Below are 17,035 nucleotides of genomic sequence, written 5' to 3' on the forward strand. Positions count from 1 at the left end.
CAGCCGAGGCAAGGACGAGATCACGCATCTTGTGAAGAATGCGGGGCCAGCAGATGCTTTTTGCCTGCTCAAGGCCGCTCAGCCTCCCACGTGGGAAGTAGAATTGGCAATCAGTGACCGGCAAGCCTTCTTGCAAATTGTTGATCAAATAAAATGTCGACATACTCGCAATGATTGGTTGGCGTGCCTCGAGGCCGTCCTTACCCGGACGCAGCGCCTCCGCGAAGAATGTCCTCACCTGACCCGGTTCGTCGTTGTGATTATTACGGACGGTCAGCGAGAGCCCTGGAATCAGGCGATTAAAAGTCAGGGGTCAGCCCTTTCCAGCACGGCTGAGGAGCTAACTCGTCGGGCCGAGTTTATCGTGTGTTATGTTGCGGGAGATAGAGACAGTAATGCCGCGATCACGGCGTTAGAAGCTTCACCTTTAGTATGCACACGGAATGAAGAGACAGGCATTGCCGGGCAGATCACCGTCTTTGGCGGCACGGCGCAGAAACCGGCCACAGTCGAATGGCTGATAGATGGTGTTAAAACTGGTGAGTCACGCGTGGAATGGAAATCTCCAGAAACTGGAGTATTTATTTGGTCCTATCGCCCGTCCAGAACTGGGGATCATGTGATTGAAGCAATTTTTCCTGATGATCAGCTCACCATCGATAATCGTCGGGCCGTGGTTATATCGGTCCGCGATCAGGTGCGGGCGTTATGCATTGATGGACGATATTCCCCGATACCGTTCCAGGGGGCAAGTGATTATGTCCGGCTCGCGTTGGCTCCGGAATCAACGACCTCCAAGACCGGGACAATAGAAGTCCATGTGATCCCCGAGGCACGGCTCCCGGAAGCGGATATTACTGGTTTTGACATTGTCCTCCTGTGTGATGTTGCTCAGGTAACATCGGGCGATGTCCAACTTCTCGCAAATTATTTGCGGCTGGGTGGTGGACTGGTGATTTTCGGCGGGCCGCGGGTTCAAACGGCAGCTTATAACCGCGCGGCCGAACCACAGGACGCCACACGCCCGCTGTTGCCGGGCCGCCTGGAGGGAATAACGAATGCTGCCAATATATCTACTGGAATGATAAATACTCGTCACCCGATCATGCGGATCCTTGCGGGATGGGAGGAAGGGGGGCTGACGCACGTGCCTGTTCGGAATTACCTGCGTTTTCAACCATTAAATTCCGTTCCATCTGAAATAGTGGCGCGCTATTCTAACGGAGATCCCTTCATTGTCGCGTGGGAATACGGCCTGGGTCGGGGCGTTCTCATCACGACGTCGGCAGATACAAGCTGGACCTCGCTCCCACTCTGGCCGATTTGGGTGCCGCTTATTCAAGAGATAAAAGCATGGGTTTTATCAGGCGGACTTTCCGCACGAACACTGGTGTGCGGCCAGCCACTGAGCCTGTCCATGGCCCTGCGAAGTGTACGGAATGCTCCGACCATCCTGCTTACCGATGCAATCGGGAAATCCTGGCGCGAGTTTGCGGAACTGGTCGATGGAACCTGGCAATGGAAATATACACACACCGATTGGTCGGGCATTTATAAAGTAGAGGTAGATAGTGGTGACGGGGCGTCACGGCAGGTGGCGTTGTTTTCGGTGAATACTCCGTTGGAGGAGGCCGATCTGAGATCGCAAGGTTGGGAGGAGATGGTGCAGAGGGGCCTGCATGGAGCGCGTACGATTTCTGCGGAGCTGGTAAGCCAAATCCTCGAAGGCCCCGTTCAGCACGGCAGTCCATCGGGTAATGCACTGTCACGGATGTTCCTGCTCTCTCTACTGTTTCTCATAATATTAGAAGTAGTCGTTGCCCATGTAGGGAAAAAGTAGTGCCGTAAATAAAATGATGGATAGACCGAGGCCCAGATAGCCATAGTGTGGCTGAGCTTGTGATGCGTTAGCATGAGCTTCCCGTTGATAAACGGGCAGCTGAACCAGGACGTGAAAACGGCCAAAAGGTCGGGGTATTTGGTCAACAGCGATCGCTGCTCGCACGGAAACGTGAGGCACTTATGTCGGGGATTGTGATAATTGGAAACGATGAAGCGACTCATTCAGTGGATAGTCGGTGAAAACCTGACAGGGGATCAGGAGTACATCTATGAGATTGCGGGAGGCTGGCCCTGGCCAGTCTGGGTGACCGTAGTTCTCGTGGCGGTTTGTTTAGCCGTTCTGTGGGGATGGTACTATCGGCGTACTAGCGATCTTAAAAAATATCAAAGGATTATACTGGTCGTCCTTCGGACAGGTGGGACTCTGGCCATTGTAGCGATGCTCGCTCAATGGGTCGTTATTCCCCAGCGGACCAGTCGGCCGCTCATAGGGATTATTCTTGATGATTCGATGAGCATGTCTGTGGAGGACGAAACGGTCGGAAATACGGCGGCTGCACCGGAATCGTCGTCGGATAGAGAAAAGAGAACTCGGTCGCGTTGGGCGGCGGCTGTGGATGCCCTTGTAGGTAGCAACCGCGGTGTTTTAAACAGCCTTATCGGCCAGTATCGAGTAAGAATGTATTTTCTTAATGATATACCACTTGAGGGAAACAATACTGTGGAGATGGCCACCCGATTAAAGGACGCGCGTCCCCAGCGGCCGTCGACTCCCCTGGGCCGAAGTATTCTCCATGTCATGGATCGGCTGCGGGGGGCGGCACCCGCAGCGTTGGTGGTGCTCACAGACGGTGTCAGCAACGATGGACCATCACTGGCTGACGCCGCCGAAGAGGCTGCTCGGCAGTTTATTCCGATCTTCTTTGTGGCTGTCGGTGCAGAGGGACGACGACCGGACGTGTCAGTTGAAAACTGGGTCATGGAGGACCGGGTATTCGCCGGTGATACAGTGGTGGTACGAGCGGATATTGTTACAAAACACGTGCGAGACAAATATCTCTCTGTACGACTAATAGACGAATCGAATAAGAACGTCTTGGTAGAGAAAAAGATAGACATTACGAAAACAGAACGTCAGGAGGTGAGCATGGCGTTTCGGCCCCCGGGAGTGGGCGAAATTGTGCTGCGATTAGAGTGCCAGCCAGCCAGCGGTGAGGTGGCATTGGAGAATAACTCTCAAACACGGATACTATGGGTCGAGAAGCGCGCAATTAAGGTTCTATTGATTGCCAGTACACCGGGATTTGAATATCGTTTTCTACAGAATTGTCTGGGGCGGGAAAATAGTATAAGGCTGCGTTCGGTTCTGCTTTCAGCGGACCCGGAATTCGAAGGGGATTCAGACAATGGATTGCAGCTTATTCGAGGGGCTCGCGACGAAGTGTGGGCACAAGATGTGATCATTTTGGTGGACCTCCCAGCGACGGTTTTCCCGCCACGCGTTTGGGAGGATCTCGCGGGGTTTGTCGATCGAAACGAAAATCCGGGCGGATTGGTGGTGATCGCAGGCCAGAATTGGCGTTGGGAAGCGATAGCGTTGACGCCGCTGGGCCGAGTGCTGCCGGTCAGCTCGGGATCGGCGGTTGGGAGCATTGTGGCGGATTCGCCCTGCCGCGTGATGCCCACGGACGATGGTTGGAGAGTGCCCTGGTTGCTTCTGGGCATGACGGAGGATGAGTCGCGAAGGATATGGTCGCGGTTGCCGGGAATTTACTTCTTCCATGATATTAAAGACATAAAACCAGGAGCGAGAGTACTGGCCACTGTGCAGAGTAATCAAGGGCAGTATCCCGTCTCTATTTTTTCTTATGTGGGCCGAGGGCGAGTACTTTTTCATACGACTGACGAGACCTGGAGGTGGCGAAAAGTTAATAATTTAATATGGTATCGGCAGTTCTGGATCGAGCTAGTACGTTCCATGGCGCGATCCAAACTGGACACGCCCGGGGGCGCGATCTTGAGCACAGATCGAAAGATTTACTCGATGGGTGATTCGGTTTGGATCACACTGCAAGGGCTTTCCGGCCAGAGTGGGATGGGTGGTGAAGTGAGCATCTGGCTCGGACAGGATGGAAAATCCCGGCGGCAGGTGACACTTCGACGGCGATCTCCGGAGGCGAACACTTTTCAGGCAGTGTTGCAGGATCTTGTACCCGGGGAGTACGTCGCGTGGCTGGCTGGAGAACACGAGTCGGTGCGGACGAGCTTTACGGTGTTGTCTCCGAAAAAAGAAATGGAGCAGACCGACGTGGCCTGGGAAGACATGGAGTCCGCGGCCAGGCGGACTGGCGGCCGCGTCTTTCGAACTGACCAGATCGATTATCTGGTGCAGAGTTTGCCCGCTGGCAAAGCCAGACCTGTAGAAATTCTTCCTCCGATTACTTTGTGGAATCAGCCGCTGGTGCTCACTTTTATCATTGGGTTGTTCACAATAGAGTGGATTTTGCGAAAATTGTGGGGACTGCTATAATCAGTAGTTACTGAGAAGGTTAATGTGATTTTAGCGTCTGTGATGACAAATACTTCGGGATAAATTCACAAATATATTGGTCACGCAGCGCTGGATACGACTGAACGGAAAGGTCGCGCACCTATCTGTTTTTGGCAGTTGCGCTTCTAGAATTCTGGGTAGGCAAACGCGATGAAGCATGAAATACGCCTTTGTTGAAGCAATTAGCAGGCTGGAAGGCCGTCTTTACCGGCGTCTGACACTGGCGGCAATTGGCCGGGCAGGGCTGGCTGTCTGCGCGGGCATGATCGTGCTGTGTGGAATGGATTATTTTCTCCGGATCAATGATACGGGGCTGAGGGTTATTATCACTGGACTGACAGTGCTTTTAATATTTGGCAGTTATTTAAGATTTGTGCACCCCGTTTTGCGCCTGCGAATTAATGGTGTGATGATTGCGCGTTGGCTTGAGCAGGTAGATGAGCGATGGAGGGGACAGTTGGCAGCGGCCTGGGAGTTTGCCCGCCTGACCGGTGACGACCCGCGGTGGGGTTCGCCGGAATTGCGATCCCTGTTGTTGTACGAAATAGAGAGCAATGCTGCGGAAATTCGCTCTTTATGTCGTCGTTTAAAAGGACCGGGGTTGATCGTTTTTTATATTTGGTTAGTCATGGTAGGTCTAATCGGTTGTGGTTTTGTGGTCTATCCGGTGGTTTTGGGGACAGCGCTTATTCGACTATTCAATCCGTTTTCTGACCTGGCATGGCCGCAGCGAACATATCTTAAGGTCGTGCGCTATCCGGAAGTGGTGTCCCGGGGCGGGCAGTTTGTGATAGAAGTTGCCGCCGAACGTGGGGTGGTGCCCGAAGAAGTGTGGATTGGTTTTCGCGATGCAGAGGGTGACGACCGCGCAGCGATGGTGCGGTTTTCCATGGCACGCCGAGGGAATCGCTTTTATTTTCAGCGCGACCAGGTACGATCAGATTTTGAGTTTCGGATCTGGGGGGGCGACGATTTCTCACATCCGTGGCGCCTTGTGCGCGTGGTTGAGCCGCCGCATTTAACCTCGCTGGTGGTTCAGTTGGAACCGCCCGCGTACACCGGCTGGAAGGCTGAGGTGACCGATGGCCCCATCCTGGCTGTGGCCGGTACACAAGTCATGCTGCATGGCATGGCGGATCGGGCATTGCGACGGGCGTTGATCGTGCAGGAGCCAGGCAGAACACTGACTGCCGAGCTTGCCGATGATCGGCGAAACTTCCGGTTCCCGCCAAAACCAAAAGCGGGGCAATCGGCTGGGTGGCAGCTTGAAACCTCGGGACGCTACAGTGTCCATTTGGAAGCAGAGGACGGTACATTCTCGGTGGGGGACCCTGCATGGGAGATTCGTGTCATACCCGACCTACCTCCGGTGGTGGCTGTGCAACCGCAGGTGCCTTTTCTTTTGGCCACGCGGGTCGGGCGGCTGCCGTTGCGAATTTCTGCCAGAGATGACCTCGCGCTGAAACGGGTGACGCTCGACCTCCAAAACAAAGCGTGGCATCACAGCGTGACGATTATGGAAGGTGCTCAACCTTATCCCAGAACCCGAGGGAAAATGTCCGACGTCGAATCCTGGGGAGAGACGAAGGATCGTGATTTGTGGCTCGATCTAGGCCAAATAGAAGGAGTATCAGAGGGGACGCTGACGGCCACAGCCGTTGCCGAGGATTATCACCAGCAATCATCTACGAGTAACCCACTCACTATTGATGTGGTTACTCAGGATATATTCAGAGATCGAATGCTAACGGAGTGTGAAAAACTCTACGACCGGATGAGTGATATTTACAATACTCAGTCCCGTATCAACCAGGAGTGGCGCGAACTGTGGACGTCCGGTATCGCGAATCACGAAATTCCTCAGAATTTCGGCGAGCGCATGTATGCACTCGACCTTCTCCAGACGCAAGTATGCCAGGAGATTGGCAATCAGCCAAATGGAGTGTTAGTGCAGTTACGGGGGATCGTGACACTGCTTCAATGTAATTATCCTGATTTGAGCGAATGGGCCGGCCTCGTGGAAGCCGAGAGCCAACTTCGCACAAGTTTTGAGGAAAAGGCAGTTTCTTTACAAGCCAACTGTGGCATCATTGCCCGATGGGCTCAGCAGATCACTGAACAGCAGACTGCCGAAGGCGGTAAAAGGCATGACATAGAGGGAATTAAAGCCGTTGCGGAGAAAGTTGATCAGGAACAGATCAGCTGGCAGAATGCGCTGCAGAATGTTCTCAAACTGTTGGCAGGGTTTAAAGGGCGTAATTCATTTCGCAGGCAGTTGGAATTAATTTTGCTGAAGCAAAAAGAAATTAATCATGAGACTCAAAAAATCGGTGTTGAGACAGTGGGCAAGTCGTTACAGGAACTGCCGCCGGAGGCACGCCAAAAGCTAGCAGAATTGGCTCGCGAGGAAAGTCTTCTTGCCGCGGATTTAGAGACGCTGCTGGCACGTTTCGGTCGTCAAAGTAATTCACAGCAAGAGAACGACCGTAGTAATGAAGGCAACGAGAAGGAGCAGAACAGGGTGGCGGGGCAGGAGGGGGTGGAATCGGCCCCGGGAGTGTTGCTCGCGTCCGAAGATGCGTTGGTCGCACGCGCGGTGAATCTGGCAACCCAGAGTGGAGTGGTTGCGTTGATGCGTGATTCGACCGAGGCAATCGGACAGAACCGTGTAAGCGAGGCGGTCGAATATCAGAAAAGGGTAATCACTATCTTAGAAGAAATGCTCAGCATCCTGGAGGGAAATAAGGATGAACAGCACATAAATATTGCAAATTTGCAAGAGTTTGCTCGAACAATCGAGCGGTTAAAGGAGGGTCAACGCACGCTGGTCCAGGAGTTCGAGCAACGGTGGCAGAATTCTTCCAAAGCGGATGGAGAGGCGGAATTCGCCACGAAACAAGCGACGATTCGCTCTGCAACCGAAAAACTTCTCCAGCAAATTTCTCCGGCGGAGGGTGACACAGTTCGTGATATGCTGGAAAGAATAGCCAGAGAGATGAAGGCAGCAGAGGAAGCAGCTTCGGCCAAGGATCGAAAGAGTTCCCTGGAACACGGAAGAAATGCGTTGACCGAGCTGGAACGGACGCACCGAACGTTGAGCGAACGAGGATTTTCCAGGGCCGCTGAAGAGGCTTCCCGATTGCTTGCCGAGCATGCTCAAAAGCTGGCGGAGACGGCGACCCGACAGGCGCAACTGTTGGAAAAGACGAGAGATTTGAATGAAGAAGTCGAGCGACTCACAACGCCAGAACAACGGGCTGAGTGGCAAAAACAGGTAAACAGTCTGGCTCGTGAGCAAGAAATGTTACAATCGCAAATAAGAGAGTGGAGGGAAAAACTTTCAGACTGGACGGTCTGGGAATCAATACTCGGAGAAGTTGAAATGGCGATGGGGATGGCGAGTAAGCGCCTTCAGAACGGCGATACAGGGGAGCTGACCCAGGCCATCCAGCGGGAGGTGCTGGAGTCGCTTGGTGCGTTGGCGGATGGCATGCGGTTTGAAAGGAGGAGCATGGACAATCAGGATGGCGGGCCGAGTCCCGGTGCCACGGCCCCTGATGCAGAAAATCCTGGCGGATCGCTGCCCTGGCAGATAGTTCTTCAACTCCAAACGCTGCGAGCGTTGCAGGATTCGATCCATCGGCGGACCGATCAGGTCGCGCAGGAGCTTCAAGAGCGGGGGAGTTCTCCGGCGGTCAGTTATACTTTGGATAAACTCAGTAGCGAACAGGCCCGTGTAGTTCAATTGATCCAACAATTAAAAGAGCAAATGACTGAGCAGATGTCCACGCAGGATGAAAAGTCTGGCCAACAAACCGGCTCTCAAAAGAGTGGCCCCCCGCGAAAATCAGAAGGCCCGCCACTACGGCCGACACAACCAGGTACGCTGGACGACCTTTTAAAACCGTAACATGTATTAGTAAGTCATTGATATACACGAATGGACCTGCAGTATGTTTAGAAAACATTTGGATTGGGCTCAATGTTTTGTTATATTGGCGATACTACATGCTGTGATGGGTCAGCCAGCATATGCGGAGGAGGTGTTGAAGCGGAGCGCCCCTGCAGATCAAAGGCCGTCCGCCAAGTTGCAGGGCGACAACCGCCGCGGCATGGGAGCACAGTGGGGGAATGAAGCGGATGTGCTATCGCACGTTTTAACTATGGCCAGTGAGGCTGCGGAGCGACTGCAAAAGCGGGATGTTGGCCCGACAACGCGTGAACTGCAACGGCAGATTGTGGCGGAGCTGGATAAGTTGCTGTCTCCTACCGGGGCTAGTTCAGCACAGCGGAATCCGCAACCGGCACCAACGCCGGCCTCGCCTTCCCAGCAGGCGGCAATGCACCGTGAGGAGAGCACCGCGCAAAAGTCGGGGACGGCTCAAGCCGGCGCACAGCGACGAGACGATGCTGTCGGAAACGGGGCGACAGATGATTGGCGATCCAGCCTTGAGGCTATTTGGGGACGTCTTCCGCCACGAGATCGACCGCCAGTCACGCAACAAACGTTCGAAAGTTTTATTCCTAAGTATCGCACTTTGATAGAATCGTATTACAGGGAATTATCGCGGACACAGAGACCATCGATTATTCCGGGTCAAACACCGGCGTCCGGTGATCGCGGCCAGTAGACGAAAGCTAGCTCGTGCAGCATCTGGCCTGATGTGACCGTTTCAAAGCATATTGACATGTCGCCTGTGGGAGATACTCGCCGGGTTAAAAGGAACCGTGCGCAGGCTGATCGAACATGCATGATTTTACCGCGAGTATGGTGTGGAATATCAATGCTGCCGGCGGTTTCAAATGGCACGCGGAAGCCGCCGTTCGTTCTTTGAGATGGCATATCACGGCGGTGTTGTTGGGGTTGCTTGCGGGGAGTGGCCTGATGGGTTTTGCGAATGCGGCATCAGGGGAGAGCGTGGGGCAGGTGGACTGGCTGACGCCAGATGCCGAAAAGAGTATTGAAAAAGGTCTGCTGTACCTCGCCAGCCATCAACATCCGGATGGTTCATTCGGGTCTGGCGCTTATCGTGGGAATGTGGCGGTGACTTCACTGGCGGGAATGGCTTTCCTGGCAGAGGGGAGTTTGCCAGGCCGAGGACGGTTTAGCAAAGAACTCAGTCGCGCGTTGGATTATGTCCTGGGGCAATGTCGGGAAAATGGTCTGATTCTCAATATTGGGGCGGCCAGTCGCGGTCCGATGTATGAGCACGGTTTTGCCACATTATTTCTGGCGGAATGTTGGGGATCGGCAGCACGACCCGATCTCAAGGACAAACTCACGCGGGCCGTTCGACTCATTGTGAACACACAGAATGAAGAAGGTGGCTGGCGGTATCAGCCTCAGCGTCTGGACGCGGATATCTCTGTCACGGTGTGTCAGATCATGGCTTTGCGGGCGGCCAGAAACGCGGGGATCTATGTTCCCAAAGCCACGGTGGATCGCTGCGTGGCGTATGTTCGCCGGTGCCAGAATCCGGATGGCGGCTTCCGCTATATGACGGTACCGGGGGAAAGCGCTTTTGCGCGGTCTGCTGCGGCGATGGTCGCGTTATTCAGTGCCGGAATTTACGAGGGGGAAGAAATAGACCGCGGAATTAACTATCTCTTGCGATTTGTTCCTGAACCTGGCGTGATTAGACAGGAGCCATATTACTATTATGGACACTATTATTGTGTACAGGCTATGTGGCAGAAAGGAGGGGTCGCCTGGCACCGGTATTTTCCGGCCATTCGTGACGACCTCATTGCGCGACAGCAGCCTGACGGCTCGTGGAGCGATCCAATTTCGCCAGAACTAGGAACGGCGATGGCCCTTTTGGTGCTGCAACTTCCTTATCAGTATTTGCCTATTTTTGAGCGGTGACAGGCGGGAAGGCTTTTGTACGCGGAAGGATTGACGCAAAACTACGCACACAGTCAAGACCTTGTTTTGGATGGAAACAACGGGTTTCAGATGCTCGTGATTTCATCATGTTGATGATGATCTATAGTCATTTTAAAAATGTACTTATTCGCGATAACAGTTGTCGGCCTGAGCGAAGGTGGCCGCAGTTGTTTGGCCGCGTTTTGTGGTGTGCCCTTTGGCTGTACGCGCTTCTGGCAACAGCACTGTGTGAAGAAAGAAAGAATTATCCCGTGGCACGGCTGGTCAGCGGTCAGGTCAGAGAAGGTGTGCTGGTGGGCTGGGAGGAGGGTCACCTTGTGTTTCGCGCAGAGGAAGGTGGGTGGAGTTGCCCGATTGAAGACCTGGTTTACTGGGGAGAGCTTTTTGATATCCAGGGTGCGAGCTGTCTTTTCCTGCGGGATGGCTCGTCGCTGGTCGGTCAGTTGGCTGGTCTCACCACAAAGGAGATCCGGTGGGTTCATCCCAAGCTCGGTGAACTGCGGTTTCCTCGCGCACTATGCGCGGGGGTGGTGCTGAAAAATCCGCGGGATCCGGTTTTTAAAGATCGACTGATGGTAGATCTCCTAGAAGATAGTGAGGGCGTTCTATTCTTAAATGGTGATCAATTGGCCGGAGACCTGAAAAACTGGGCGGGTGGTGAAACTCTGGCAGTCAGCAGTGTTTTGGGTGAACAGTCCTTTCCGCTTGCTAACCTGCGGGCACTGCGATTTCAAAAACCACCGATGCCGGCTGTTGCAGAAGCCTCAGAGAGTGGGACTCGCATTTGGCTCGGCCTGCAAGATGGCAGTCGAATCTTGATTCGAGTTGGCTCGCAAGAGAATGAAAACGGGCACGGTGCGGAAGCGGCACTAACACAAGCATCTCCGGCCGGCAAAGAAGTATTTAGAGCAAGCTTTGCAGGAAAGATCGTGGCTATTCCATTAAACGCTGTGTGTTTTGTTCAGGTGCTTAACAAAAAAGTTGTCTATCTGTCGGATTTAGAACCGGATCGCTATCTCTTCGTTCCGTTTCTCGAATATGTGAGACCGTATTATCGGGATCGGAACAATCGAGGGGGGCTGTTGCGCGCAAATCGACAGGTGTACATCAAGGGGTTGGGCGTCTACAGTGCCAGTCGGCTTACTTATAGTCTAGACAAAAAGTTCGAACGATTCGAATCCGAAGTGGCGATCGACGATCTGTCACAGGGGGCGGGGAGTGTTGTGTTCCGAGTGCTTGTAGACGGGGAATCGCGAAGCGTGATGGGGCCGGTTCGGGGAAGCAATCCTCCCCAGTCCGTTCAAGTGGACGTCCGTGGAGCAGACCGGATCGACCTGGTCGTCGAATTCGGGGAACGGGCCGACGAACTGGATTATGCCGACTGGCTGAATGCGCGACTCATTCGGTCGGCATCCAGCCAGCCGTGATTTGCGTGTGTTTTCGTGCCGATAGGCGTAGCTGCCTAGGCAGGCAGGAATGTCAGGCACCGAACTTGGCGAGCCGGCCCGCATGGGCCAGGGCGAGCGGCATGAGGTACATGGCCTCGAAGTGTCCAAGACCTCCGTGAAGACACGCCCGTTCGCTGAATTCGGTGGCTCCATCTGGGCGGCAGGTGTCCGCCACGAGCAACGTGGGGACAGGATGCCAGCTATGGCTCTTCAACTTGGCGGGGGTGCTATGATCACCTGTTACGATGAGGACATCGGGGCGAAGGGCCTCGACTCGGGGGATGACGGAGTCGAACTGCTCGATCATCTTTACTTTGGCGTTAAAGTCACCATCTTCGCCACGGGAATCCGTGTACTTGAAGTGAACGAAGAAGAAGTCGTAGTCGCTTTCTTTCCACGCCTTTTCGAGCACGTCGATTTCTTCCTCAAGCGTGGAGGGTTGCCCGAGCAGGTCCATTCCCACCAGGCTTGCCAGTCCCTTGTACATCGGATAGACGGCAATGGCGGCGGCTTTCAGACCGTAGGCTTCCCGATAGGAGGGGAGGTCCGGCCGTTTCGAGAATCCCCGCATGGTCAGCCCATTGGCCTTGGGGTGCTGGCCGATAATTTTTCGCGCCTCGGCAATGAACTGGCGAGCGATTTCGGCCGTCTTCTGGCTGGGCTCGTCGTGCGCCTGAGGATCGAGCGGAGGCACACCGACCTGTTGAGGATCGGTGTCGGCCACGTTGGCTCCCAGGCCAGGTCCCCGAAAGACGACCACAAAACGGTGTTCTTTCACCGGTTCCACGAATATTTCCACCCCGGGGATCCGAATCACCTTGAGCTTTTGGACGAGGGCCGCACTTTCTTCGGTGGGAATGCGGCCTGCGCGCCGATCGGTGATTCGGCCTTCGCTATCCAGGGTGCAGAAATTGCAACGGATCGCGACGTCATTCGGGCCGACGGCGAAGCCGATTCCGGTTGCCTCCAGGACGCCGCGACCGATCACGTATTTGAGTGGATCATATCCGAAGAGCCCCAGATGTCCCGGGCCACTTCCCGGAGTGATTCCCGGTTTGATGGGCGTCATAAGTCCGCAGACGCCACGGGTGGCCAGGCGGTCGAGATTGGGTGTTTTAGCGGCTTCCAGCTCGGTGGGACCACCAGGTTCGAGGGGAAGCCCACCCAAGCCATCCGCTACCATGAGAACGATGCGACCGCCTTTGTCTTCTTTAAGCTCTGCGATAACTTTTTGAATATCCATGTCAGCTACCTCGAGTATCCGGTCCTGTCCAGTGAACTGGCGACATCGCAACCCAGCACTTTGTGGCTCTTGTAGTGAAACCTCCACAAACAGTCTTACCTACCACGTTTAAACGCCGTCCGCAAGGGGCTTGGCGTTTCTCGGTGGGGGTTTACAATCATGGGACAGCTTTCCAGAACGCCTGAGCCGGCCGCGGGCGAAAGCTGGAAAGACGCTGTGCCCTTGCACGTTACTTGACGGCTTACGAAAAATTGTGAATTCCCGTGTGCCGAGTCGGCGAGTTGTGGCGCGAAGAACAGCTTGTGCATTTGTTCGGCATCTGTCCTGATCAGCCCGACTCAATAAGGAGTGTACACAATGAGACGCGCAAAAATCAGCATTATTGGCGCTGGTAATGTGGGAGCGACCACGGCTCACTGGTGTGCCGCGGCTGAGCTGGGGGACATCGTTTTGCTGGATATCCCCGAGGTTGGAGACATGCCCAAGGGAAAGGCCCTGGACCTGATGCAGGCCGGGCCGATTATGGGGTTCGATGCCAAGATCACAGGCACAAGTAACTATTGGGACACGGCGGACAGCGATGTGGTGGTAATTACAGCCGGGATTCCTCGAAAGCCGGGAATGAGCCGTGACGATCTGCTCGCCACTAACGCCAAAATTGTGGGAAGCGTGGCAGAGCAAATCAAAAAAACGAGTCCGAACGCGATTGTGATCGTGGTGAGCAATCCGCTTGACGCGATGGTCCAAAGAACGTGGCAGGTTACCGGGTTTCCACCCTACCGCGTGATGGGGCAGGCAGGCGTGCTCGACACGGCACGTTTTCGCACGTTTGTGGCCATGGAGCTGGGAGTGAGCGTGGAAGATGTGTCAGCGATGCTGCTGGGGGGCCACGGGGATACGATGGTCCCGCTTGCCAGTTGCAGCTCGGTGAGTGGCATCCCGCTGACCCAGCTTCTCCCCAAGGAAAAAATCGATGCCATTGTACAGCGGACGCGGGACGGCGGAGCGGAAATTGTCCAGCTTCTTCAGAAAGGCAGCGCGTACTACGCTCCGGCAGCGGCCACGGCACAAATGATCGAGGCAATCATCAAGGATAAAAAGCGGCTTCTCCCCTGTGCAGCCTATTGCGATCAGGAGTACGGTGTGGGGGGCTACTATATTGGAGTGCCCGTGATTCTCGGGAAAGATGGGGTGGAGAAAATCATTGAGTTGCAGCTCACACCAGAAGAAAAAGCCGCCTTTGAAAAGAGTGTGCAGGCTGTCAAGAATCTGGTGGAAACGATGAACAAGCTCTTGCGGGGGTGATCGCGAGGTTGGTGGGGAGCGCGCGTGGGAGCGGTGCTTGACTGACGCCGGATCAAACCGGAATAGAAAGAGACGGCAATGCCCATGGTGCTCGGTTCTTGTCTGCGCATTGCCTACCGAGGCAATGTGAATGTTGTCGAGAGCGCTACATCATCGCATGGCGTGTCGCGTTGATGAGAAAGACGCGTTGACAGGGAGGCATCGCTGCGGTAAAACCCTTGTTTACTTACCGCGTGTGGGGATGCTGGGTCGGGCGAAAAACCTTTCGAAGTGAGTCAACTTGGGGGGAATGTTGTTTTTCGCCAGACTCGGTGGGTTCGCCGTCGCGGGAATGCTGTTGGCCGGCGAAACCGATGAGGATGCTCCTGTCTAAGGGGCCTCATAAGGTAACGGCCGACAGGGACTCTTTTTTGAATGCGAAGCAGCGACTTGTTTAACCACCGGGAGTCTCGTGATGGAAGATCGCAGCTCTTTCGCGGAGGGAATGTTTGCCGAAGGATCAACCCTGGCAGGCAGTGAGCGCAAAGAGATCACCTGTCGACGTCACAGTTCACCCCGCGCGATTGTTGCGCCTCTTCATTACGAGCCCAACTACGAATATCCGCTTCTGGTGTGGCTTCATGGAACGGGAGGAGATCGGGAAAACGAACTCCTCCGTGTGATGCCCCAAATTGATTTGCGTAATTACGTGGCGATTGCTCCGCGAGGCGTTGCCCTGGCAGCGGATGGGGAAACGTGGGGTTGGCCGCAGACGCCTGAGGGCATTAGTGAGGCAGAATCACGGGTCTTCGAACTCATCGAGTTGGCGGCCAAACGTTTCTGCATTGCTCGCCGCAAGATTTTTCTGGTGGGGCACAGCACTGGTGGAACGATGGCGCTGAGGCTTGCTTGGCGTTGGCCAGAGATTTTTGCAGGCGTGGTCTCCCTGGGCGGATCTGTGCCTTGTGGGGAAAGGCCACTGGTGCGATATCGCGAGGCCCGGCGTGTGCCGATCCTGCTGATTGTGGCAGGGGAAAGTCCCACCTATTCACCGGCGGCTGCGGCGTGTGATCTGAAGCGGCTCCATATGGCGGGAATGAATGCCGTGTTGCGTCAGTACCCGGGAGCCAGCGAACTGAGTCCGCTTGTTCTGGCGGACGTGAATCGCTGGCTCATGGAACTTGTCCTCACTTTGTAGCCCGCGTCTTTACAAGCGACGACACCTACCGCGGCTTCTTTGGCCGAGTGAGATGCTTGGGGGCCTGGGTAAATTGTCGCTACTTATCGCGTCCGGTCGCCGGAGAGTGAGAATTTGCTCTAGACTCAAATCGCGAAATGTGGTAATGACTCGTCGCCGCACGAGTTGGCACATAAGTCGGTCAGGGAAGACGGGAGGATTGCAATTGCCAACGGAGGTTGGTCATGTTTCGAGGTGAATGGAAAGCCGTTGTAATCGCTGGGTTGATCATATGTGTGGTGTCGCTTCCGGCGAGGATGTGGGCAGCGAGTTCGGGACCTTCCGGCCAGTCGGGGAGTTCCTCCGGATTAAGCTTTCCCAAGCTACCTAATCCGTTTGTCGCGATCGGCCAGGGGTTGAAAAAGATTGGCGATGGCCTGGCCTCCCTCGTTCCGCACAAATCTTCTCCCCCAGAGCGATCCCAGTTCTATCCTCCCGGGGCGGTCAAGAAGCAGGAAGAGAAAAAGTCCTTTTTTGATCGGCTATTCAAACCCAAGGAACAGCCAAAAAAGATCGAGTCGGTTTATGATTGGATGGGGCAGGAGCAGGTCCTGCCGTAGGGGGCACGTTCGCAGTCAAACGGTTGGCGCCAAGGATTGGCCACGGAAGGTGTTTCCAAAACGATGTGGAAAGTTATCCTCATATTGCTTGGCTGTCTGATGGTGAGTTCGTGGAGTGTCGGCTGTGCGGCGCTGCCGTCCGACGGGAAGACTGCAATCCGGCAGAGCGACGCTCGGTTCAGAGACCGGGTAGCTTCCGATCCTTTTCCCACCGCCCAGCAAGCAGGGGTTCTTTAAGTGCGAATTGACCAAGCCGCCTGCCGGGACGTCCGTCTCATTAATGGATAGAATCCACCCAAAAGTGGCTATAGCATTCTGTTACGCCTCTTCTGTCCAATATCCTGTCTGCAACCCGCAATAGGGTGACTGATCGACCGGGACCGGTGATGGTCTTAACCCGGGGCGGAGAATGAGCTGACAGATTTGTTGCTCTTCCCTGGCAGTGCAGCCAATAATAAAGGACAGAATTGTCATAAACTGTTTCGCTGGGAAATGCTGTCCCGGTTTCGATGACCTATGGGCCTCGCGGTTCGAAAATCTGGAGGGTTCTTCATCCCGTTCGGGGTCTTATTCTTGTTGCTCTGCGGGAACGCCCTGTATCTGGCGGGGGTCTCCTGGACGGAGTACGCAACGGGCTGGAGTATTCAAAACTATTCTTATCAGTATTCTTTCCTCTTTCACCTTGTGGGGGGATTTCTATTTGTGGGGCTTTTTCTCCTTTTTGCCCTTGCCCATGTGGTGCCGCGGTGGCGGTGGCGTCAAAGCCGAGTGGGAATCTGGGGGTTGGCCCTGCTTTTGGTCCTTGCCCTCTTGTGTTTGACCGGCGTCCTTCTCAGTCGAATCGGCCCGATTGTGGTGAAAGCACCGCTCGTGAGGAGTGTCCTGTACTGGGCACATGTCGTGACGCCGCTGCTGGCGGTGGTGATTTATGTGGGACACCGATGGGCGGGTGGCGGTTTCTCGTGGAGGAAGCTCGTTCAATG

General features: G+C 54.8%; 10 protein-coding genes and 1 pseudogene. 10 read left to right on the forward strand and 1 reads right to left on the reverse strand.

The genetic code is table 11. From position 1 onward, the window contains the following. The 6 genes from ABJK56_RS18845 to ABJK56_RS18870 form a co-directional block, all read left to right on the forward strand. Nucleotides 1–1,840: hypothetical protein (locus ABJK56_RS18845; RefSeq protein WP_347246234.1), on the forward strand; the 1,840-nt coding region annotated here is incomplete at its 5' end. A gap of 210 nt (nt 1,841–2,050) precedes the next feature. Continuing rightward, nucleotides 2,051–4,372 carry a hypothetical protein gene (locus tag ABJK56_RS18850; RefSeq protein WP_347246235.1) on the forward strand — a complete coding sequence of 774 codons (2,322 nt, stop codon included), beginning with the start codon at nt 2,051–2,053 and terminating at the stop codon, nt 4,370–4,372. A gap of 178 nt (nt 4,373–4,550) precedes the next feature. Further along, nucleotides 4,551–8,303 (forward strand): hypothetical protein, encoded by a 3,753-nt coding sequence (locus tag ABJK56_RS18855; RefSeq protein WP_347246236.1) that lies wholly within the window; start codon nt 4,551–4,553, stop codon nt 8,301–8,303. Between the two features lie 136 nt (nt 8,304–8,439). Continuing rightward, entirely contained in the window at nt 8,440–9,024 is a 585-nt protein-coding gene (locus ABJK56_RS18860) for a hypothetical protein (protein ID WP_347246237.1), read from the forward strand. A gap of 116 nt (nt 9,025–9,140) precedes the next feature. Then, nucleotides 9,141–10,259, forward strand: coding sequence for a prenyltransferase/squalene oxidase repeat-containing protein (locus ABJK56_RS18865; RefSeq protein WP_347246238.1), 1,119 nt, complete (start codon nt 9,141–9,143; stop codon nt 10,257–10,259). Nucleotides 10,260–10,447: 188 nt separating this feature from the next. Continuing rightward, nucleotides 10,448–11,707 carry an NPCBM/NEW2 domain-containing protein gene (locus ABJK56_RS18870; RefSeq protein WP_347246239.1) on the forward strand — a complete coding sequence of 420 codons (1,260 nt, stop codon included), beginning with the start codon at nt 10,448–10,450 and terminating at the stop codon, nt 11,705–11,707. 52 nt (nt 11,708–11,759) lie between these two features. Here the strand turns inward: ABJK56_RS18870 and ABJK56_RS18875 are convergent, their stop codons facing one another. After that, complete coding sequence (locus tag ABJK56_RS18875) at nt 11,760–12,971, reverse strand: 2,3-bisphosphoglycerate-independent phosphoglycerate mutase (protein ID WP_347246240.1); 1,212 nt, start codon at nt 12,969–12,971, stop codon at nt 11,760–11,762. A 357-nt stretch (nt 12,972–13,328) separates the two neighbouring features. Here ABJK56_RS18875 and mdh point away from each other — a divergent pair, with 357 nt between their 5' ends. The 4 genes and pseudogenes from mdh to ABJK56_RS18895 form a co-directional block, all read left to right on the forward strand. Next, nucleotides 13,329–14,276, forward strand: coding sequence for a malate dehydrogenase (mdh, locus tag ABJK56_RS18880; protein WP_347246241.1), 948 nt, complete (start codon nt 13,329–13,331; stop codon nt 14,274–14,276). Nucleotides 14,277–14,730: 454 nt separating this feature from the next. After that, complete coding sequence (locus tag ABJK56_RS18885) at nt 14,731–15,453, forward strand: alpha/beta hydrolase-fold protein (protein WP_347246242.1); 723 nt, start codon at nt 14,731–14,733, stop codon at nt 15,451–15,453. 224 nt (nt 15,454–15,677) lie between these two features. Next, a complete protein-coding gene (locus ABJK56_RS18890; RefSeq protein ID WP_347246243.1) occupies nt 15,678–16,052 on the forward strand; it encodes a hypothetical protein in 375 nt (124 codons plus the stop codon). A 516-nt stretch (nt 16,053–16,568) separates the two neighbouring features. After that, a pseudogene (locus ABJK56_RS18895) lies at nt 16,569–17,035 on the forward strand (hypothetical protein); the annotation flags it as partial.

The organism is Thermogutta sp. (assembly GCF_039793925.1).
Taxonomy (GTDB): domain Bacteria; phylum Planctomycetota; class Planctomycetia; order Pirellulales; family Thermoguttaceae; genus Thermogutta.